The 22,113-nt window shown below is 52.8% G+C and carries 19 protein-coding genes; 3 read left to right on the forward strand and 16 right to left on the reverse strand.

From position 1 onward, the window contains the following. The 8 genes from BN3772_RS23625 to BN3772_RS23660 form a co-directional block, all read right to left on the reverse strand. Nucleotides 1-317: hypothetical protein (locus BN3772_RS23625; RefSeq protein ID WP_042202740.1), on the reverse strand; the 317-nt coding region annotated here is incomplete at its 3' end. 88 nt (nt 318-405) lie between these two features. Beyond that, nucleotides 406-1,206, reverse strand: a complete 801-nt coding sequence (locus BN3772_RS23630; protein WP_042202742.1) for an RHS repeat domain-containing protein — start codon at nt 1,204-1,206, stop codon at nt 406-408. Between the two features lie 407 nt (nt 1,207-1,613). After that, nucleotides 1,614-2,369, reverse strand: coding sequence for an RNA polymerase sporulation sigma factor SigF (sigF, locus tag BN3772_RS23635; RefSeq protein ID WP_042202744.1), 756 nt, complete (start codon nt 2,367-2,369; stop codon nt 1,614-1,616). 11 nt (nt 2,370-2,380) lie between these two features. After that, the gene (gene spoIIAB / locus BN3772_RS23640; RefSeq protein WP_039875117.1) at nt 2,381-2,836 is read right to left on the reverse strand and encodes an anti-sigma F factor; all 456 of its coding nucleotides are present in this window, start codon (nt 2,834-2,836) and stop codon (nt 2,381-2,383) included. Further along, nucleotides 2,833-3,186, reverse strand: a complete 354-nt coding sequence (gene spoIIAA, locus BN3772_RS23645) for an anti-sigma F factor antagonist (protein WP_039875119.1) — start codon at nt 3,184-3,186, stop codon at nt 2,833-2,835. The genes spoIIAB and spoIIAA overlap by 4 nt, the downstream gene beginning before the upstream one ends. Before the next feature lie 173 nt (nt 3,187-3,359). Further along, a complete protein-coding gene (locus BN3772_RS23650; RefSeq protein ID WP_425280456.1) occupies nt 3,360-4,556 on the reverse strand; it encodes a D-alanyl-D-alanine carboxypeptidase family protein in 1,197 nt (398 codons plus the stop codon). A gap of 191 nt (nt 4,557-4,747) precedes the next feature. Continuing rightward, complete coding sequence (locus BN3772_RS23655) at nt 4,748-5,224, reverse strand: hypothetical protein (protein WP_042202748.1); 477 nt, start codon at nt 5,222-5,224, stop codon at nt 4,748-4,750. Next, complete coding sequence (locus BN3772_RS23660; RefSeq protein ID WP_042202750.1) at nt 5,208-6,218, reverse strand: acyltransferase family protein; 1,011 nt, start codon at nt 6,216-6,218, stop codon at nt 5,208-5,210. Before BN3772_RS23660 ends, BN3772_RS23655 begins: the two co-directional genes overlap by 17 nt. 322 nt (nt 6,219-6,540) lie before the next feature. Here BN3772_RS23660 and BN3772_RS23665 point away from each other — a divergent pair, with 322 nt between their 5' ends. Beyond that, the gene (locus BN3772_RS23665; RefSeq protein WP_042202752.1) at nt 6,541-7,134 is read left to right on the forward strand and encodes an RNA polymerase sigma factor; all 594 of its coding nucleotides are present in this window, start codon (nt 6,541-6,543) and stop codon (nt 7,132-7,134) included. Then, entirely contained in the window at nt 7,100-8,302 is a 1,203-nt protein-coding gene (locus BN3772_RS23670; protein ID WP_042202754.1) for a DUF4179 domain-containing protein, read from the forward strand. The genes BN3772_RS23665 and BN3772_RS23670 overlap by 35 nt, the downstream gene beginning before the upstream one ends. 113 nt (nt 8,303-8,415) lie before the next feature. Here BN3772_RS23670 and BN3772_RS23675 read toward each other — a convergent pair whose 3' ends face one another. Continuing rightward, on the reverse strand, nt 8,416-12,066 hold the full coding sequence (locus BN3772_RS23675; RefSeq protein ID WP_042202757.1) for a glycosyl hydrolase 115 family protein: 3,651 nt from the start codon (nt 12,064-12,066) through the stop codon (nt 8,416-8,418). A gap of 151 nt (nt 12,067-12,217) precedes the next feature. On the opposite strand from BN3772_RS23675, the gene BN3772_RS23680 reads away from it, so the two are divergent. After that, nucleotides 12,218-13,030: a helix-turn-helix transcriptional regulator gene (locus tag BN3772_RS23680; protein WP_042202758.1), complete on the forward strand. Its 813-nt coding sequence runs from the start codon at nt 12,218-12,220 to the stop codon at nt 13,028-13,030. A 96-nt stretch (nt 13,031-13,126) separates the two neighbouring features. On the opposite strand, the gene BN3772_RS23685 is transcribed toward BN3772_RS23680, so the two are convergent. The 7 genes from BN3772_RS23685 to BN3772_RS23715 form a co-directional block, all read right to left on the reverse strand. Beyond that, nucleotides 13,127-14,089: an ABC transporter ATP-binding protein gene (locus BN3772_RS23685; protein ID WP_042202759.1), complete on the reverse strand. Its 963-nt coding sequence runs from the start codon at nt 14,087-14,089 to the stop codon at nt 13,127-13,129. Next, nucleotides 14,086-15,063, reverse strand: a complete 978-nt coding sequence (locus BN3772_RS23690) for an ABC transporter ATP-binding protein (protein ID WP_042202760.1) — start codon at nt 15,061-15,063, stop codon at nt 14,086-14,088. Before BN3772_RS23690 ends, BN3772_RS23685 begins: the two co-directional genes overlap by 4 nt. Before the next feature lie 104 nt (nt 15,064-15,167). After that, the gene (locus tag BN3772_RS23695; RefSeq protein WP_042202762.1) at nt 15,168-16,448 is read right to left on the reverse strand and encodes a M20 family metallopeptidase; all 1,281 of its coding nucleotides are present in this window, start codon (nt 16,446-16,448) and stop codon (nt 15,168-15,170) included. A gap of 96 nt (nt 16,449-16,544) precedes the next feature. Further along, nucleotides 16,545-18,146, reverse strand: coding sequence for an ABC transporter substrate-binding protein (locus tag BN3772_RS23700; RefSeq protein ID WP_209443698.1), 1,602 nt, complete (start codon nt 18,144-18,146; stop codon nt 16,545-16,547). A gap of 160 nt (nt 18,147-18,306) precedes the next feature. Then, a complete protein-coding gene (locus tag BN3772_RS23705) occupies nt 18,307-19,137 on the reverse strand; it encodes an ABC transporter permease (protein WP_425280457.1) in 831 nt (276 codons plus the stop codon). A gap of 108 nt (nt 19,138-19,245) precedes the next feature. Then, complete coding sequence (locus BN3772_RS23710; protein ID WP_197071353.1) at nt 19,246-20,256, reverse strand: ABC transporter permease; 1,011 nt, start codon at nt 20,254-20,256, stop codon at nt 19,246-19,248. Nucleotides 20,257-20,511: 255 nt separating this feature from the next. Further along, nucleotides 20,512-22,038 (reverse strand): PucR family transcriptional regulator, encoded by a 1,527-nt coding sequence (locus tag BN3772_RS23715; protein WP_052380667.1) that lies wholly within the window; start codon nt 22,036-22,038, stop codon nt 20,512-20,514. Between the last annotated feature and the right edge of the window lie 75 nt (nt 22,039-22,113).

Raw genomic sequence — 22,113 nt, forward strand, 5'->3', positions numbered from 1 at the left:
TACTTCTCTTTGATGGCCTGTATACGATCCTCTTGCGTTTCCATTTCTGGAGCCTCTGATGGATCAATCTCCTGGCCTTTCAAAATATAATCCGGGTACTCCTGTACAATGCCCGGAGTTGAATCTACCGCAGGGGCATCATAGGTTCCGGTTGACACGGTCTCTTCGCTCAAGGGTTCAGCAGTAATACTATCGGAATCTCTAGCAATACTGCCTTCCGCCACCGCATAAGATGACCACATTTGCCCACCCAAATCAGGCAATACAATAGAAATAACCAATAAAATAATTAAAAGCTTACGTCCTAGATTCTTCATATCCTACTCCTCTTATAATCTAATACCATATTATTCCTGAAAGTATACACAGCGTATATTTTTGTGAACGTACTATTTGATCTATTTGTTAGGGTTGAAGTATTTTTTTTATCAAATTACCATTTCGGTCATATGATAATACATAAACTTTACCAGTTGGAGTAGTTAGTTTAATTAGTCTGCCTGCTCCATCATACTCATAAAGATATCCAGGTGTTGTATTTTCATAAGTAATGACAGGATCCCATACAGTGGTATCGGCATAGGTTGTTCCAATTTTATTTACAATAAAATAAACACTATCACCTGTATTAACTGTTGTAGATAAATTTAAATCGTAACCAACACTGTCATTATACCGGACAATTTGCCATCCAGAGGCTGGCCATAGCTGCTGTTGATTTTTCATTACCTTAACCTGTACTCCATCTCCGGTAGAAGTGTCGCCCTTTTTTACATTTCCAGTAATTATAATTTTTCCGCTTTTTGGGGATAGCCATTTCCTCACAGAATCCTGTGCATCAGGATGTTGGGCATTGCTCATAACCAAAGTATATGTAGGAGTACCTTTCCAACGCCCATTAGAGGAGTCCCATGTCATATTACTGTATGTGCTGCCATTCCATTGCTGATAGAACCATTGATTTAAACCTTGCTGTGAACTGAATCCTGCAGATGCTCTATAGGTATCAGTATCCGTTTGTGCAACAAGATTATAAGTGCTAATTAATCCAGTTTTTTGAAAAGCTTTTTCCACCGAGGGTTTATACGTGGTGTCAGTAACTGAAACGGTTGATGAGAACGCAAACGAATCGGAAAAATTCATGCTTAAAAATAAGATTGGGGTAACGAGTAAGATAGTTCCAAAGGTTCTAACCAGACTTTTCATATATTCCTCCTGACAAAATAATTGCTAAATTATGAATTGATTATAATAATTACATCCAATAATTTCTATAGGTACAATATATGAGGATATTATCTTTTTTTGTCAAAAAAATCACCTTATACCGTATAATGAAAAACAAAAAAACCGCCTCTCTCTCAAGGCGGTTTAAACTATACCTTATACTGCACCCGTCACAAACTACTTCATATCTAATCCAAGAGAGCGTAACGTAATCGGCCAAATCACTTGTTAATAATGATCCATACCGCGCTTGACTTACAGCCCCCTCCACCATAGATATATTACCGTTGTTACACGCAATACACTCACTAATCACATACTTCCCCTTACCCTACACTTGTTTTCGCTCTTGCTCCTGTCGGCTCCCAATCCGCTAAGCTCCAGCCCTACTGGGCAATCTGCTCACGGATGTTCGCGAGGATCTTCTTCTCCAGCCTCGACACCTGCACCTGCGAGATGCCGAGGCGGCTGGCGACTTCGGACTGGGTCTGGTCGCGGTAGTAGCGCAGGTAGACGATCAGGCGCTCCCGTTCGGTGAGTGCGCCGATGGCTTCGTTCAGTGCCAGCTTGTCGAACCAGCGCTCCTGCGACTCGTCGGCGATCTGGTCGATCAGGGTGATCGGGTCACCGTCGTTCTCGAATACGGTCTCGTGGATCGAGGTCGGCGGCTTGTTCGCCTCCTGGGCAAACACGATTTCTTCCGGTGTTACACCAAGCGCTTCGGCAACCTCACCGATGGTCGGCAGGCGGTCCAGCGTTTTGGACATCTCGTCCTTCATCTTGCGCACCTTATTGGCCATCTCCTTAAGGGAGCGGCTGACCTTCAGGGTCCCGTCGTCGCGCAGGAAGCGCTGAATCTCGCCGATGATCATCGGCACGGCATAGGTGGAGAACTTGACCTCATAGCTGAGGTCGAATTTGTCGACGGACTTCAGCAGTCCGATACAACCGATCTGGAACAAATCATCCGGCTCGTATCCGCGGTTCATAAACCGCTGCACCACCGACCAGACGAGCCGGATGTTGCAGCTTACGAGCGTGTCGCGGGCCAGGTTATCCCCGGCCTGACTGAGCGCGATAAGACGTTTGACCTCCGCATCGTCCAAATAGGTCGGCGGAGCTTTTTTTGATTCAGCTTCCATGGCTCCAACCCCTAATTGTATAAAGCTTTTTTGGAGACGATTGTTTTCTTCATAGAGATGGAGGTGCCCCGGCCCGGCTCGCTGGTCACTTCGAAACCATCCATGAAGTTCTCCATAATGGTAAAGCCCATTCCTGACCGCTCCAGCTCCGGCTTGGACGTGTACAGCGGCTGCTGTGCCAGCTCCAGATCCTCAATCCCGTTGCCCTGATCCTCAATGGTCAGATGAACGGTTTCATGCTCAATTCTCGCCGAGATACTGACAAGCCCTTCCGGGTTGCTGTCGTAGCCGTGAATAATGCAGTTGGTGACCGCTTCTGAAACAACCGTCTTCAGGTCATTCAGTTCATCCATCGTCGGATCAAGCCGCGAGACGAAGGCCGCTACGACGACACGCGCGAACGATTCGTTCTCCGAGAGGGCGGCAAACTGGACACTCATGAAGTTACCAGCTTCACTCTTTGTCATAACGCAACCTCCAAATCCGAGAGCGCTGCGCTCTCGTCGTCATATAGGGACATGATTTTGAACAGGCCCGACATTTCCAGCAGCCGCTTCACGGGTGCGGTGGCATCGCAGACTGCCATTTTCCCGCCCTTGCTGCGGATCAGCTTGTACCTTCCAAGAATGACGCCAAGACCCGAGCTGTCCATGAACTGCAGCTCCTTCAGGCTGAGAATCAGGTGCTCGACCTGGCCCCGCATAATGGCTTCATCCATTTCCATCCGAACATAATCGGCTGCGTGATGATCCAGCTCTCCATACAAACGGACAACCAGCACACCCCGGTGATGCTCCATCTCCACATGGGAATTCATACTTGCCACTCTCCTCTTCGTTGCTTTCAAACCGCCCTGTAACAACTTCTTTCCCCTACAAGGACAAGGTTTTCTACATGGCAAAGAGTGATTCCTGCCTCACGACAAAACTAGAAGAAAACCCCCATGAATCTACAGAAGTCACAGGGGGAATCTACAAAATACACGCTATATTAATCAATCGTGAACAGTGAGCCTGCAGTCCGCTTGAACAGCTTCCACCAGCCGGCCTTAGCCACATCCTCGCCCGCTTTCAGCTCATACTCCTTGATAACGCTCGTGCCCTGATAGACAACCAGCTTCCCGATGGTCTGGTCTGCGGCGACAGGAGCCTTGATATCCTCCTGCAGCACGACCTCATTGCGGATGCCTTCCTGGGTAACGCCCTTTTTGAGCAGCACGCTATACGTTTCCTTGGCGGTAAGCGGAAGCTCCTTTTTTACGCCTTTTTCAACCTTCAGGGTGCCAATGGCATCTCCGGGTTTATAGATCGTATGCACCTTGTACTGGGAAAAGAGATAGTCGAACATGCCCGACACCTCACTGTTGCGCGTCTTGGTGTTTGGTTCACCCAGCACCACGGCAACGGCACGCAGCCCGTCTCTGGCCGCAGTAGCGGAGAGGCAGAACTTGGCTTCAGAGGTGTATCCGGTCTTCAGGCCGTCTGCACCGGTATAGAACCGCACCAGCTTGTTCGTGTTAACCAGCCAGAACGGCTTCTCGGTATCCTTGCGCAGATAATCCTGGTAGGAGCCGGTATATTTGATGATCCGTTCATGCTTCAGCAGCTCCCGGCTGATGACGGCAATGTCATGAGCGGATGAATAATGGTTCTCCGCAGGCAGCCCGTTACAGTTGGCAAAGTGGGTATCCTTCAGGCCAAGCTCCTCCGCTTTGCTGTTCATCATGTCGACAAAGGCGCTCTCCGACCCGGCAATCTTCTCCGCCATCGCCACAGAGGCATCATTACCGGAAGCCATCGCGATGCCCTTAAGCATCTCGTCAACGGTCATCTCTTCACCGGGCTCCAGAAAAATCTGCGAACCGCCCATCGAGGCAGCATATTCACTGGTCCGCACCATGTCAGTCAATTGCAGACGGCCTTCATCCAGCGCCTCCACCGTAAGCAGCATCGTCATAATTTTGGTGATGCTGGCCGGCGGCAGCTTGTCGTGACTGTTTTTTTCGTAGATGATTGTGCCGGTGCCCGCATCCATCAGGATAGCAGAGCGCGCATTCGGGGCGAGATCTGCAGCAGCGGCGGTTTTGCCGGTGCTTTTAGCCTTTTCCTCCGCCGCAGCACCTCCGGCCGCTCCCAGTACGGAAACAGCAATACACAGCATAAGCGTTAACATACGTATTTTTCTCAAAATAGTTCCCCTCCTGAACATTACCTTCAACTCACAGGTACTGTATTCCAGTCTGGTCAGAAAGGCAGGAAATTATTCCAGTTATCTGTACAAGTAGAAACGGCTATGCCGTCCTTCAGAGAAGGCGGTAACCGTTCCTGCGAGAAAGATAAGGATTATTGATAGCGTAAAACATATAAATTCTTATATTTTTAAAAAAGGGCCTCCCCTGCATCCTCACGGATTCTGCAGAGAAAGCCCCTTTGCTGTCCACTCCAGGCAAGTCCAGAAGCGTTAGCCCCCGATTGCCATGCGCTGAAAATAACCGGTCCGACCACAACCGCATGTGCGTTAGGGTCCTGGTTCTGAACAATCAGCTGATAGTTTTGCGTACCGGCCGGCACGTTGATGTCTACCATGTGCAAGGAGATAATGCCGTGATCATTGAAGAGATCTTCATATTCTACGCGCGCGTAAAAGATTTCCGAGCCTGCACGCCAGATGCGCACAAGGAGGTTCGGCGTATCCAGCAGCACATTCACACCAATCGTTTCCTTAAGCTCAACCTTGTTCGGAAAATGCGCCGGTACCGCCGGATCGATATACACCCCTACTCCGTCAATCTGCACACCTGCAGGGGAAATCGGTACCGGAATGTTAAATATAGCAGAATCACCTGCGGGCAGCACCGTATTCTATAGCCTGCCGGCTGCTGCCGCGTCCCAGATAGAGCCTCGACACCGGCGGATAACGCCCCGCCCATTTGGCAGCGAGCAGCGGCAGCACTACGCCGACCAGTGTAAAAGGGATCAGTCCGTAATCCGTACCGAGCAGCACCTTGAGGCTGTAATTCAGCGGCAGATGCAGGTACATAATTGCGATCGTGTTCCGTCCAAGCCTGCCCATGAAGCCGAGCGGCAGCCTTTTGGACAGCTGGTATACAGCAGCGCAGATAGTCAGCGAGATCAGCAGCGGCACCGCCAGATCCAGCAGCAGCGCATCGTAATCCTTATATTTCATATCAAGGCTGTAGCTGATGTATCCGCTGCGTTCCAGCCATAGCACAAGTGCACACAGCGGCAGCAGCAGCAAGAGCACGTAAGCGCGGCTGATCAGCGCAGGAATGGCTTTTTTACCGTAATATCCGATCGCATAATAGGTAACGGCGAGCAGGGCAACGTCGATGTTCCAGGGAAGGTTGAAGTTCTTTAGCGGCGTCAGTGCGATCAGATGAGATAGAAGGTACGCGGAGGCGATCAGAAGGAATTGGGTGCGGCGGCTGTATCTGACGATATATCCAAAGAGCAGCTGTGTGAACAGGAGACAGGTGATAAACCAGAACACTCCGTAAGGCCCCGTCAGGGTCAAGCCTCCATAGAGCAGCCTCGCGATATTTTCCAGGAATCCGGTGAAATTCAAGCTATACAGCAGCATCCCGGCGGCAATCAGTAATCCGTAGGCAAAATAGGGCGTCATCAGCCCCTTCGTCCGCTTCACTGCCCAGCCGGTGTAACGCTCAGGCAGGATCGGCTTAAACACCAGACCGCTCAGCAGAAAGAACAGCGGCATCCGGAACCAGGACAGATAATGATTGGCACCGGCATCGCCGGAATGCCCCATCACTACAAAAATAATGCTGAAGCCCTTGGCGGCATCGATCCATAACTCACGTCGTTTTTCCACTTTTCTCTTCCAACTCCTCCCAATCCAGTTTTATTTTTAATATAATTATAGAATGATTGAATTGCTTGTTCAAATTTTAATGAATGTTTTCATATTGTTTCAGAAAGTAAAATTCAGATAACAACCTGTTATATACAAAAAAATGAGACATTGAGCCTAGAACCGGGACTTTCACCGTTAATTGCTTCTCGGCTTACTTTCGGTGCAGCAACAGGACTTTTCGGGCTCTAGAGAAATCAATTCTCTGCCTGTAAAACAAATCATGTCACGAAACGATGCTCTGGGCTTGTTATACAGGTATAAACCATAGGAGGTGAAAAACGTGCAATTAACCGTCCCCGGGGAAGCGGACGAAAGGAAGCTAATGCTTGAACAGGCTGTGGATGCTGTGAAGGCAGGAGACAAGCAGTCCTACGAGATTATTATTAAGCAGTTCGAACGGCAGATGTATACTTACTGTTTCTATATTCTTAAGAATCATACGGAAACAGAAGATGCTGTACAGGAGATCTTTATCCGGGCCTACGCTAACCTTCACCGCTATAGCAGCAGAACTTCCTTTTCGGCCTGGCTTTACAAGCTGGCCTATCATCATTTGATTAATTTGAAGCATAAAAAAGGCCGGTGGCTCAGGCTGATTGAGCATTACAAGGATCAGCAGAGGCAGGAGCAGCTGCCCTTACCCGACTCGATTACTCAGAAGTTGCTGATCCATCTAACCATCGAGGAACGTCATATCCTGCTTCTAAAAGCTGTAGAGCAATACACCTTTGAAGAGATTGGCGGGATTATGGGGATCGGAACAGCTACAGTCCGCAAAAAATATGAACGGCTGCGCAAAAAGCTGATTGAACGCGCAGGCCAACAAGGAGCGAGGGTCCATGGGACAATATCAGAGGCAAACAAAACATTCTGAAATGGATGCTATCGAACAAAGAATCCGTGAAGCTGCTGTACCTAAGCGGGAATTGAGCACTTACATTATGAATAAGATTGGGGAGAATGAAATGAGCAGAGTAACAAGAACAAGAGGTTCAAATGCCAAACCAAGTATTTTCAAGAAGACCGCCATTGCCGCCGCTGTTGCCGGGGTACTGGGCGCAGGAACGATCGGTGCAGGTTTTGTATCACCGGTAATGGCAGAAACGCTGAAAAAAATACCTGGTTTTGGTGTAATTTTTAGTGGGACAAGCGATGCCGCTGTAGAGGAAGCCATACAACAAGGGATCATTTCCGAGCCCGGGCAAAGCGTAACCCATGACGGCATCACCTTGAAGCTAATTAACCTACTGTACGACGGAACTCGTCTGTCCTTCCTGATTGATCGTGACGGAGCGCCTGCGGAGGCAGAAACGTTGTCATTGCCTTGGGCATTAAGAGATACACCAGAAGATCAGCTGCCAAAGGGCTATCTGGATCACCCGGTTTTGTTAGTCAATGGTCAAGAAGCCGCCCCTATCACCAGCGGCAGTTATGGAGACTATGTAAGTAAAGGCGATAAAAATGTTTATTATTCCGTCGATTGGAACGATGTAAATTTGCCGGACGAGTTTGAATTGACGGTTCAGGCCAAGGTTAGCCGGGTGGCTGAAACGTTTGAATTCAAGGTCCCGGTTAAGCTGGACCAACGTGCGGTTGTGCTGAATCCGAACATCTCCAAGGATAATGGTTCGTTCAGTTATACAGTTAAGGAGTTGCATCTCTCTCCGGTAACTACCCGCCTCGTGCTGGACAGTGAGGGCCCGGTTCCGCAATCTCCGGAGCAAACCGGCGATTATCACGCCAGTATGGTCTACTATGAAATTGTGGACGATCAGGGGAATGAGCTGGAACAGGTGAGATTTGGTTATTGGAACCAAAAGCCAAAAACCCAATATCAGGTGAATGAGCTATTTCCTCCTCTTGACAGTACAACAAAATCAATAACAATCAAGCCGTTTACACTGACGGTGAAGAACGACGACTGGAGTGTTGTCGGGCTTGTGGAAGACAGTAAAGGTAATCTTTCGGCTGGGCAAGAAAGTAACCGGGGCACACGCACATATCTGAAAGACCTGGAAGTAACCATTCCGATTAATCAATAAGCTTGTAAGCAAAGACGGTTCTTGACCATCCGGGATGGTCAAGAACCGTCTTTTCATCTTTCTGAATAATTTATTATCTCATAATACAGAAGTGAAGGGTCCTGTAACGCCTATTATTGTCTGGCTGAATCCTGCCACTGTGCATCTGCCGGCGGCAGCTCATCTCCTGCCGTCAGGTAGATGCGGTCTACCCGGAGCTGGGATTCACAGGCTAGAATGGACAGCGTGTGCTCACCCGGGCTAATCTCCAGATCAGAGATGTGGCACCAGTAATACACTTGAGCGGTATTATAGGTATGCAGCACTCCACCACCAAACTGCTCCGTTAACGGCTGAACTGCACCGTCAAGCGCCAGGTAACAGGAATCCGACTGAAAGTTGTGGTGCCTGACCAGCAGCCAGGCGTGGTATTTGCCAGGTGTATGGACATCGATGCGGTAATGCATGCCCGGCGCGGCAGCAGGCTCCTCCCACTTCAAGCCCGCGTCAGCAACATGCATCGCGAAGCCTGTTCTGCCGTTCGTCTCAGCCTGGAGGTGACTCCAGATGAGGCTGCTGTCAGCTGCTGCCGGCGTCAGATAAGCATGCTCTGAGTTCTCCAGCGCGTATTCAGCTTCAATGGCGACAACACCGTCCTGCTCGGTAAAGCTGCCTGAACCGAAAGCTTCAATAACATTCTTTTCATCCGTACGCTTCCACAGGCTGTCATAACGCGACCTCCCCAGCTCCGTCTGAGGTTTAGGCTGGCACTTCTCGAAGATCAGATCAAACCTCTCCTCGAAAAAGGCTCTGTCCGCGTACAGGACCGGTGGGAGTGTTACTTCTTCCTTCTGCGTACTGTAAAACCCGCTGCATAGCGCCTCTACTTCTTTCCAGTCCACCTGCGGACTTTCCGCGCCGTTACCGGCGGCCTGCTGCTGGCCCAAAGCGCTGGTTGCCGGGCCCAGATTAGATTCAGCTCTCTCACCGGTATACAGGACCAGCTTGGAAATCGTTACATAATTATCCGCAGTATACAGCTTAAGCACATGTGTCCCGGCTTCCACATACGGCAGCTTTACCAGCAGCTTTTCCCCGTTATCCATAATGCTCCGCTGCCAGCTGCCCTTCCATTCATCATTTGTTTCCGACTCCACCAGAACCGGCTGCCCTTCATCTAAGCCTACACCGAAACGGATTCTGCCCGTAGAATTCAGTGTCAGGAAACGGTGGACTTCCAGAATATATTCCCCGCTCTGCTCCACGTAAATGTTGTACCCGACGGACGCATTGTCCCGCAGCTCCCCTTCCGGTGCCTGCCCTGCAGGATGCCAGGCCATCAGTGCAGCTCCCTCATATCTGGCCATGCCCGGCACCGTTAACCAGGCGGATTGCACCTCTCCGGCGTTATTCACGGCTTCGCTGCGGTGATGGTAGCCGTCAGCCGGAATAGACACATATCCGTCCGCTTCGATATATCCGGTGAAGCAGTCCGGCACAGGCGGAGCGCCTTCAACCTCCACCTTGACAGAGCTGACAGCGCCGTTTCTGTGATCGCGGATGACGATAAGTCCCTGCCGGCCGGCATGGGCCGAGGGCTCATGGACCGTAACCAGAATCCGCTGCTCGGTCTGCAGCGTCCCTTCCGTATCTGAAAGAGAGATCCAGTCCCCACCCTCCTCTACCTCTAGCGTATAAGGGATACTTCCCGCACCCTGGTTGCCGAGCTCAATCCATTTCTCACGGCGGCCGTAGACCGAGAAGCGCAGGGACTCCTCCCCGTTCCAGAGGTCCGTCCGCAGCCTGCTTCCCGAGATTCGCAGCGCCGGCTTCCGTACCGGATACAGAGCAGTCGGCGGAGGCGGGAAGCTCTCGGGAGTCAGCATGCCTTCCCATTTGCCGCCGCTAAGCTTCCGGTCATAGAAATGCAGCATCCGCCGCTTATTGTCCAGCATCTCAGCTGACAGCTCCGCATAGCGGTCAGCCGCCTGCATGTTGCCGCGCTCATAGGACAGCACACTGCGGTCGGCGTAATAAAATTCATGGTTCGTGTAGTAAGAGGCATGGATTTTCAACAGGAGCAGCTGGAAAAAGGCGGCCTGCTCCTCCTGCGGCAGACTGTGCAGAATGGCATTGCCCCGTCTGTAAAGCTTCTCCAGCAGCATCAGCCTGCGGCCTGCCTCATCCCCGTAAGCCGTCTGCGAGAATACGCCCGGCTGCATATGCTCGATTTTGCGCACATTGGTCGCCTGGGCAAAGGCCGTATACAGCTCTGCTGACTCAGCTCCGTGTCCGCCGGTGAAATTGGCGTTGATCCAGTGCTCTGTGAACACCTGCGGATCTTTTGTGATCCCTTCCGCTTTACCGGCTTCCCAGCCGTACCGCACAAAATACTCCAGGTCCTGCTCCACCGGCTTCAAGCCGCCGACATTCAGCACCCAGACCTTACGGATGCCCGACTCCCAGGATTTCTTCAGCTCATTGCCTGTCTGCGCCAGCGGGATGGAATTGATGAACAGATAGCTCATTCCTGTGCCCGGAGCGGCCCAGTAGGAGCCGTGGAAGTAGAGCCCGTTCCCGCCGCAGCGGCTGCGTTCTGCTGCTGAAGGATAGCGGCGCATATGGCCGAAGTTATCATTCGCCCAGATCAGAGTCAGATCCTCCGGCAGCTCCAGCCCCTGGTCATACAGCGACAATACCTCTTTATAGGGTACGAAGGTCTGTAGGGCCGCCAGCCCCTTTTCCTCCCCAAGCACCTCTATTAGCAGCTGCCGCTGATCCCGGACCACCTGTCCGAGCAGCTTGACCTTGGCCTCCTTCTTCTGCTCCTTGGTCAGGGTATCATCCTCATCGATAGCCCGGGTATGAAAGCCGGAATCATGAATGCCCCGCATCCCCATGGTGAAGCAGACCTCGTAATTCCTGTTCTGCCCGATACTTTCCCGCCAGTATTCCAGCAGAATCTCCCGGTTACGCCCTTCTATCGAATAATCGTACTCGGCATCCGTGTAGCCCTTGCTTTCAAGCCAAGGCGTCCACTCATTCTGGTTGCTGCGCAGCAGCATGTCACAATGAGAGGTGCCGACAACAATGCCCATCCGTTCCGCGAGCGCACCGTTCTCGGGATTTCCGTTAAAATAATTGACGTGCATCGCCGGCCAGATATAGTTCGCCTTCAGGCGGAGCAGCAGCTCGAAGATATGGCTGTAGGCTACCGGCCCGATGGTGCCGTCCGGTGTATGCAGCCTGGCCCAGTCCTCCAGCTCCTCTTCATCGTTCAGGAAAATGCCGCGGTACTGGACAGAAGGCCAGTCAGCCTTACTGAAAGCTGCAGGCACACTATACGAGCCCTTGGTCTTCACCGGAACATCCGCCCAGTAATGCCAAGGGGATACACCAATTGCCTCACACAGGTCGTAGATACCGAAGATTGTACCCCGGCGGTCCGTACCCGCAATGTAGAACACACCGTCCACAGCCTGCTGGAGAAAGGCTTCCCAGCGCAAGGCTCCCGTCTCATCCTTAATCAGTTCAAGTGGCAGCCCGGCATTCTGCAGAGCAGCTGGAAGCTGCCCGGCATTCTCCAGTGTAGCAATAATGATGGCGCATTCATGGAACTCTGCCGAAAGGACTGCCTTACAGCCGAAGACCCGCATAATGTCTGTAATCAGATTCGCGGCCGCGGTTTGTACGGCACTGTTTTCCTGTTGTGACACATAGATATGTACCGGCTTGCTGCTGTTGAACAGCTCCAGACGTTTGTCTGCTGCATGAGTTATATTCAAAGTATATTAGCCTCCTAATTGCTGGCGGCACGGTGGGCTGCCTGCTTTCTGTGGGTTAACTATACCTCAACATATAACAACAATCTTATATTATGTTGCTTTTATCGCTGTTTGTTGTACTATATTGCTATAAAAGACGGAGGTTAAATCCATGGGCGCCGATCTGTTCGTTCCGCATCCTTTATTCTATATTGAATACATGAAGCATGACGCCGGGCACCGGATGCCGGGTGTTCATTACCATAACTGCTACGAGCTGTACATCCTGGAAGAAGGTCATCATAATATGCTGATCCATGACTCGGTGCTGACGCTGGCGGTGCATGATACGGCGCTGTTCAAGCCCAATCTGTTCCACCAGAGCTACCGGAATAACAGCTGCGCCAGAACCTGCCTATATTTCACAGACCGGTTTCTGCGGATGTATTTTACGGAAAAGGCCGTCACCTCTCTGCTGGGCTGCTTCGACAGAGGCGTCATATCCATTGACAGGGAACTGTTCCCCCGGGTCAAAAAGCTGCTGCTCCTGCTTGAGAAGGAGGATGTCATGGATAGCAGCAACCGGATTTTCATCTATCTGGCTGAAATACTGGACATTCTGAATCAGAGCAAAAGCGCGCCAAGAACCGCACAGACCACGGCCTCTCCCGATCAGATCGACCTGATTCTCTCTTACATCAACCAGAATTATGCTACGATCCGCAAAATCGAAGAGATCGCCGGACAATTCTACATCTCCAAATACTATCTGTGCCACATCTTTAAGGAAGCCACCGGACTTACCCTCGTCCATTATATTAACAACATCAGAATCCAGCATGCCTGCAACATGCTCGTTAATACCGGCCGCTCCATCCTGGAAATCGGGCTGGCCTGCGGGTTCAATTCCTCCATGTATTTCTGCAAAACCTTCAAGCAGGCGCTGAACGTAACGCCGAGCGAATTCCGGAGGAACGCGCAGTAACTGTTGCGGATTTGTATAAAAAAGAGCAGCCCTTTCCCTCACGGGAAGAAAGGCTGCTCTCTTTGTTGTGACCGGCTTGCTATATGGCACAGCCGGTTAATATAAGTGGCAGGACACCTGATGGCCCGTGTCCAGCGCACGCAGCACCGGTGCCTCCGACTTGCATCTGTCCATGGCATATGGACATCGCGGGTGGAAGGCGCAGCCGGTTGGCGGCGTCTCCGGGTTCGGCACGTCGCCGGTCAGGACGATCCGCTGCTTTTTCTGGCCCGGATTCGGCACAGGGACAGCGGACATCAGCGCCTGCGTGTACGGATGCAGCGGCTTCGCGAACAGCTCCTTGGTCGGGGCCAGCTCGACAACCCGGCCAAGATACATTACGGCTACGCGGTCGCTGATAAATTTCACGACGGACAGATCGTGGGAAATGAACATATAGGTAAGGCCGTATTGCTCCTGCAGATCCTGCATCAGATTCAGCACCTGGGCCTGGATGGACACATCCAGCGCCGATACCGGCTCGTCGCAGACAATGAATTTCGGATTCAGTGCGAGCGCCCGGGCAATCCCGATCCGCTGCCGCTGGCCGCCGGAGAATTCATGGGGAAAGCGGTGGGCCTGATAAGGGGACAGGCCCACCACCTCCATCAGCTGCTCGACACGGCTTTTCAGCTCGCCGGAGGGTACGGAACCATGGGTCCGCAGCGGTTCCTCCAGAATACGCTGGACAGTCCAGCGCGGGTCAAGCGAAGCATAAGGGTCCTGGAATACCATTTGCATATCGGTCCGGAAGCGGCGCAGCTGCTCTGTGTTCAGGCTGCGCACATCTGTGCCGCCAAACATAATCTCGCCTTCAGTCGGTTCAATCAGCCGCAGGATGGCCCGGCCGGTCGTGGACTTGCCGCAGCCGGACTCGCCGACGACAGCCAGCGTTTCGCCCTGCTCGACGGATAAAGTGATCCCGTCCACAGCTTTGACAGCACCGACCTGCTTTCCGAAGAAGCCCTTGCGGACCGGGTAATGCTTTTTCAGATTACGAACCTCAAGTAATGTGCTCATAGGACTCCCTCCTCCTGCAATAGACACCGGCAGGTATGGCCCGGCTGGATTTCTACCAGCTCCGGACGTTCCGTCAGGCAGCGGTCAACCGCCACCGGACAGCGCGGCGCGAACCGGCAGCCTGCCGGCAGGTTCGCCGGATTCGGCACCTGGCCGGGAATCGAGGTCAAGCGCTCGCTGTCTCCGGCAAGCTGAGGCAGCGAAGCCAGCAGTCCGCGGGTATACGGATGCAGCGGTGTACTGTATAAGGTGGCGACATCTGTCTCTTCAACGATCTGGCCGGCATACATGATGACAACCCGGTCGCACATCTCGGCTACGACGCCGAGGTCATGGGTGATCATCAGGATGGACATGCCTTCCTTCTCCTGCAGCTCGCGCATCAGATCAAGAATCTGCGCCTGAATCGTTACGTCGAGCGCCGTTGTCGGCTCATCGGCGATCAGCAGCTGGGGACTACAGACCATCGCCATCGCGATCATCACGCGCTGGCGCATCCCGCCGGAGAGCTGGTGGGCATACTGCTCGGCAATCTTTTCCGGACGGGGAATCCCGACCTTGCGCAGCATTTCAATCGCCCGTTCGCTCGCTTCCTTCTTCCCCAGCTTCAGATGGTAACGGGCCGACTCGGAAATCTGCCGCCCGATCTTGAATACCGGATTGAGTGAGGTCATCGGCTCCTGAAAAATCATCGCAATCCGGTTGCCGCGGATATTCCGGACCTCTTTATCCGGCATCTCCAGCATATCCTTGCCCTCAAAACGGATATGGCCGGAGGCGATCCGGCTGATCCGCTTAGGCAGGAGCTGCATAATCGACAGCGAGGTGATGCTTTTGCCGCAGCCGGATTCACCTACAATCCCAAGCGTCTCCCCTTTGCGCACTGACAGACTGATGCCGTCCACCGCGCGGATTGTACCCGCCGCTGTTTTGAACTCGGTGCATAGCCCTGATACTTCCAGCAGTTCTGCCATGATTGCCCCTCCTTTATGTCTGTATACCGCTTATATTTTGGGATTAACGTGACTCCAGACACTTTTCCCTTAATTTAAATTTCCAAGTTCAATCTATACGCTCATTATTTGCTTTCTTCCACGCCTAAATATTTGAGCGCAGTGAGCGCATAGACTTTAGCACACTGGATGATCTGCCAGACCGGCGCTTTTTCATTGAAGTTATGAATGGTTGACAGCTCAGCCGGCCCGTATTGCAGCACCGGAATGTTATGAGTCCGGAAATGACGTGCATCGCTTGAAGCCCATTGCAGTACACCGTAGGCTTCCTCTCCGCTGACTTCGCAGATGCTCTGTACCAGATCACTGACAACCGGCTCCTCGGGAGCTGTCCAGTTGGCGTTGCCCTGGAAGCCGAAGCCCTTTACCTCCGATTCAATGCCAGCTTCAAGCAGCAGGGACCGGGCACGGTCCAGCACATCACGGTAATCTACACCGAACGGTACACGGGAATCGACCTGGATTGTGCAGCGGTCCGCCACAACGTTCACCTTGGTTCCGCCTTGAATGGTCCCGATATTCACCGTTACATGATCGAACACCTGATAAGCAACTTCACCGTATTCTTCGCGCTGCTTCACATAGTCCTGCGAGATGCGGATGATCTCCTTGACTTCCTCCGGAATATCCGGCTTGATGTCCCATAGACGCTGCAGGGCTTCAATCCCTTTGGCTGCCTTAACGATTGCGCTGTCCCCGACGACCGGCGACAGGCTGCCGTGGCCCGGCGTGCCTTCTACAGTGAATTCGAACCAGCAGCTGCCCTTCTGCCCGATGGTCGGATTCAGCGGACCGGACGGCTCGGCGATAACTGCCGCCGTTCCAGAGATCAGACCGCGCTCCAGTACCCAAGGCACGCCCAGATGGCCGCCGGTCTCCTCGTCCGGAACGATCAGCAGTGACAGGTCGCCTTTTAGCGGAACACCCAGCTTGGCCAGCAGTGCTGTTGCATAGATAAGTCCGGCCAGCCCTGCTTTCATATCGGAGGCCCCTCTGCCGAGCAGATAACCGTCAACAATGTCGCCGCAGAACGGATCAAAGTCCCAGCGGGAAAGGTCACCGGCAGGAACAACGTCAGTGTGACCGCAGAAAATCAGATTTTTGCCGGACGGCTCCTCCGCCCCCGAACTCAGAGTAGAAACGAGATTCAGCATGGTATCGGTAGCCGGGTGAATGGCCGTGTCAATGCCGGCTTCTTTTAAATAATTGATAATAAAAGCGCTGATGTCGCGTGAATCGCCCGGCGGGTTCTCCGAAGGAAAACGGATCAGCTGTGAGCACAGCTCCAGGAGCTGGTCCTGCTCATCGTCAATCGCCTGCAGTATCTTGCTTTTCCAGTCTGTCATTGCCTGTTGTGCTCCTTTAATATGAATTTGTGAAATAGAGCAGGCAGAAACGGCTGTACCGCCCTTTAGAGGACGGTACCGTTTCAGCAAGCCTTCTTATTGTTCAAACGACAGCGGGTAGAAGCGGATCACTTCATCCGGGTAGAACGCATAACCGCTAATCTTGTTGCTCATGCCGACAATGCGGTTATATTCGTACAGGTACGCCCAAGGCGCTTCCGTTGTAATGATCTCCTGTGCCTGCTCGTAGAGCGCCGTCCGCTTGGCAGCATCTGTCTCAACGTTGGCTTCTTCCCACAGCTTGTCTACTTCAGCATTGCTGTAGTTGATGTAGTTGGAAGAACCTTTGCCGTATAGCAGGAATCCAAGGTGATAGCCAGGGTCATTGACAAAAGAGGTCCATTTCGAGATGTAAGAGGTCAGATTATTCGTTTTCTGCTGTTCAAGGAACTGGGCGCGGGCCAGCTTATTGATGTTCATCGTTACGCCGATCTTCGCCAGCTCAGCCTGAATCAGCACCGCATCATCCTCCCAGTCATCGAACCCGGAGCCCAGCGTGAAGTCAAAGGCAAATCCGTCAGCATAGCCGGCTTCAGCCAGCAGCTCTTTTGCTTTATCAAGGTTGTGCTCATAGACGAAGCCTGCATCAGTGAAGCCCGGTGTGTTGCTCGCAACAGAGCTCTTCATCTGTTTGGCCTGTCCGTACATAACGCCGCTCAGCAGCTCATTGTATGGGATCGCATAGTTGATCGCCTGGCGGACTTTTACGTTGTCAAAGGGCTTCACATTGTTATTCATTGCGAAGAAGAGAATCCGGTTACTCGCGTTGGAAGCGACCGTCAGGTCCGTGTTGCTCTCAAGGGAAGCTACATCCTTAGGAGGGATCTCGATCGCCATGTCCACATCGCCCTTATCGAGCAGGAGCACACGGTTGGAGGCTTCCTTAGTGAATTTCATAGTAACCTTGCTGAGGCTTGGCGCACCCTGCCAGTACTGCTCGTTTGCGGTAAAGATTGCTTCCGTTGCCGGGTCCCATTTCTCAAGGGTGAACGGTCCGGAGCCTGCTGCATTTGTCTTCAGATAGTCTGCACCCTGCGCTTCAACAACCTTCTGATCCACGATGGAGAAGGTATACATCGCAATGATCTGCAGGAAATTATGATTGGCATTAGTCAGTGTCACTTCAACTGTGGAAGCATCCACTACAGTCACTGACTTAATTGCGGCCATTCCATAGAGGAAGCTGCCGGAGCTGGAGTTGGCTACACGGTCAAAAGAATACGCAACCGCTTCGGCATCCACCGGATTGCCGCTCTGGAACGTCACGCCTTGCTTCAACTTGAAGGTATACACGGTATTGTCATCCGACACTTCCCAGCTCTCAGCCAGCATCGGCTGTATATCTTCGGTGTTGGCGATATCAGCGCCGTCTTCGGTTTTGATGCCATAGGTGACCAGCTGATCATAAGCGGCAAGTACGAGTGTATCGGAGGTAAGGTCATTGGCTTCCGCCGGGTCAAGCGTAGTGCCGCCTTCGGAATAGGCAACCGTCAGGTTGCTTTTGACAGCAGGGGCAGATGTTCCTGTATTCCCTGTAGCCGCTGTAGAAGCGGGGTTCGTCGGATTGGCGCTGCTTGCACAGCCGGCGAGCATGATGGAAAAAGCAACGAGCGTGGACATCAGTTTGAATCTTTTCATCAGTAATTCCTCCCTTTTCTATATCCTGCCTGCAAAATAACACTGGTGCTGCTTCTGATCATACGCCGCTGGCGGCCGGGTAGTGCACCATGCCATTGGCTTCCCTGATCTATATTTACCGGGATTCAGCGGAGCCGGGAGTACCTCCCCATGCTCTGCTTTATTTGCCCGAACGCAACCGCGGGTCAAGCACATCCCGGAATCCGTCACCTAGCAGATTAAAGCCTAATATTGAAGTGGCAATGGACAGTCCCGGAAAAGTAACCAGCCACCATTGCCCGGAAATAATGTATTCCCGGCCTTCGGAGATCATTGCGCCCCACTCGGCAATCGGCGGCTTTACGCCAAGCCCGAGGAAGCTGAGACTGGAAGCCGTCAGGATGGCAAAGCCCATCCCGAGGGTTGCCTGCACCATCAGCGGTGCAAGGGCATTAGGCAGAATGTGGCGGTATAGGATGACTGTATTCTTCACGCCGATTGCCCGGCTTGCTTCGATATATTCCTTCTCGCGGAGTGAGACCGTCTGGCCGAACATCAGCCGGGCAAATTCCGGAATGCCGACGATCCCGACGGCGATCATCGCACTGGTTAAGCCTGCTCCGATCGAAGCGGCAATTGCCATGGACAGCACCAATGACGGGAAGGACAACAGGATGTCCATCAGGCGCATAATAACGGTTCCTGTGCGGCCGCCGTAGTAAGCGGCAATTCCGCCAAGCGGCACACCGATGACGAAGGAGATGCCTACCGCAATCAGACCGGTCCAGATACTGATTCTTGCTCCGTAGAGCACCCGGCTGAGAATATCGCGGCCGAAATTATCGGTGCCGAACCAGTGGCTGGCCGAAGGCGCCTGAAGCTTGTTCGCCATATTGGTCACATACGGATCATACGGGGCAATCCATGGGGCTATAACGGCTATAACCGTCCAGATGAAAATAAAGGTCAGCCCGATGGCGGCAAGCCGGTTACGCAGCAGCAGGGACCACAGGGTTCTGGGCTTGGCAGCAGCTTGCGGCTTCGCCGGCTTGCCCTGTGATGAATGCGCTGAATGTGCTGCAGTGCTCAACGTAAGTCTCCTCCTTTCTCCCAAGCGGTTCTATTCATAGCGGATCCGCGGATCAATGAAGCCGTAGATCAGATCGACAGCCAGGTTAATCACGCAATACAGCACGGCACTGACCAGGGTAAAAGCTTGGATCGGCGCATAATCCGCAGCCAGAATGGAATCTGTGACATAACCGCCGATTCCCGGCCAGGAGAAGATAGTCTCCGTAATAACCGCTCCGCCCATCAGAAAGCCAAACTGCAGTCCAAGTACAGTTAATGTAGGGATCAGCGCATTAACCAGTGCATGCTTATATACGACAGCTGATTCCCGCAATCCTTTGGCCCGTGCGGTGCGGACAAAATCCTGATCCACCACCTCCAGCATGCTCGAGCGGGTCATGCGGGCCACGATGGCCATGGTGCCGGTGCTAAGGCAGATCGCCGGGAGCAGCAGGTGAGCCAGGCTGCTTTTTAAAGCAATGATGTCTCCGGACAGGATACTGTCCAGCACGTACAATCCGGTCAGATGCACCGGCGGATTAAGATCACCGCTAATGCGGCCCATCGGCGCCGGAGCCCAGCCGAGGATCGAATAAAAGATATAAATGAACATGAGGCCCAGCCAGAAAATCGGTACACAGGCCCCGATCAGCGAGAACACCCGGGAGATGTGATCCAGAATCGATTCCTTTTTTGTCGCTGCCACAATCCCTACGGGGATAGCCACCAGAATTGCAATCAGAATGCTTGCCAGTGTCAGCTCAATTGTGGCCGGGAAGCGTGTAGCCAGGTCGCTTGCTACCGAATGCCCGGTATGATACGCGTAGCCGATATCTCCCTTGAGCAGTTGCCCGAGGTAGGAAAAGAACTGAATGTAGAGCGGCTGGTCCAGTCCCATATCCATGCGGATCTTGTTCACAATCTCCTCCGGGGCCTGTTCTCCGGCCAGCATAATGGCAGGATCACCAGGCAGTACTCTTGAGAGGATGAAGGTGATGACGATAATTCCGAGCAGGGTGGGAACCATTTGCACCAGTCTTTTTAATGTGTAAGCAAACAATGAATCAACCCCCTTGCGGCATCAGTCGCGTTGATGCTCTGAGCCTTTTCTTTGTGGCGGAACCGAGGTTCCATGTCAGGTACTATGCTGTTTCAAAGCATCTTTAGTGGTTGTGCTAATTCTACATAGAATTCAACGGCTGCTCTACGTCCCGTTTGACTAAAAAAAAGCACAACCGTTTGTCGGTTGTGCACTACTGCAACGTATAGACGTCACTTTATCTAACATGATATTCCATAAAAATTCCAGTGCCGCCTATTTTTCCTGAAGATAGTAGTAGATCAGGCATAAATGGCAGACAAACTGCTCACGCGGATCATTCAGATCAAACCCGGTTATGTCACGGATCCGCTCCAGCCGGTATTTGACCGAGTTGCGGTGTATGTACAGACTGTTCGCAGTATCAATCAGACTTCCCCGGCATTCCAGATAGTGATAGAACGTCAGCAGCATGTTGCTGTCATGCTCCTGGTCATACTGCAGCAGCTTGCCCAGCTTGCGCTCGAACAAGTGCTCAAAGCCCGGTCCGCCCAGCCCCTCAAGCAGATGATACACTTCCATCTCCTCATAGCGGGTAACGCTTCCCGGCCCCTGTCCCAGCCGTCTGGAGACAGACAGTGCCTTGCGGGCCTCGTTATAGCTGGTATAGATGTCCCACAGGTATTCCGGTGTACCGACCCCGGTACGGTAATTGGAGAGGCCGTTGCTTTTATCCAGAAGCCAGCCCTCCAGCGTCTTGGACCAGGATTCCTGTATATCTTCGGCGGCGCTAAGCTTACGTCCCTCCGGCGTGGGCAGGAACAGCACCGCCCTGCTGGAACGGTACTCGGCATGGGGGGTGACGCCGCGTTTCTTCGCTTCCCGGTCCAGCAGATTGTTCACCGTCTCCTCGCTTGGTGCTGTCTCCCCCTCAATGACTGCAACCTCCCATTTATGCTCAGGGTTCATACCCAGCTGTCTCGCCCGGCGTTCCACTTCATGGCGCGAGGGCAGGGGCGGGGTCAGCAGCTCGTCGATGAAATTGCCGCGCAGCCGGAATTCCGTATCCTCGGCAACCTTCCGGCGCATCAGCTCAAGCGCGAACACCAGCCGGGCCTGTTCAATTCCGACTTCCTCCATATCGTCCAGCCGTTCCTTATCCACCAGCAGCTTAGCCACGGTACGCCGATCCACATGGATGCTCCAATTCAGCGGCACCGTCTCCTGCTGCCAGTCATAATCCGCCGGTGACGTAACGATAATCCTCCGCTCCGGATCAACCAGCGCCACCGGAGCCTTTAGAAATTCCGCCACATTGTCGGTTACCGCCTGGATGCCGCTGTTCTCCAGCACCATTGTCGTCAGTGTACGGTACACCTCCTCCGCCCGGCGCAGGAGCATTGCCTGCCGGCCGAGCAGCAGCTCCGTCACGGGCTGGGTAATATCCGTATAGGGGATCTCCGGCGGAATTTCCACAATCGGCAGACCGCAATCATTACTGGCGTCAATCGCGCTTTGCGGAATCTCCTTCAGGAACCGGGCAGGCTTGATCGCCAGCGCCGCCGCACCCAGATTATCCAGCGTATAGATCAGCTCCGCCAGCAGCGAGGGATCGTGACGGATGGAGTAGGCGGTAGTCAGCAGCATAACCCCTTCGCTGATCCAGCCCTTCAGGTCAGGGACCTCCATGATATCTACGAACCGGACCACCCGGTCCAGCCCCTGCTCCCCGCTAACTACCCTCGCTTTGCCGAGCACGGACAGCTGCATTAGTTCTCTTAATGTAATTCCACGTGTCTTCAAGCGTCTCTGCCTCCCTCTACTATCTACAGTATTTCTTGATTTTTCCTGAAATATGCCACACTATTCATCCAGCGC

This window comes from Paenibacillus camerounensis (assembly GCF_000723885.1).
GTDB lineage: Bacteria > Bacillota > Bacilli > Paenibacillales > Paenibacillaceae > Paenibacillus_AQ > Paenibacillus_AQ camerounensis.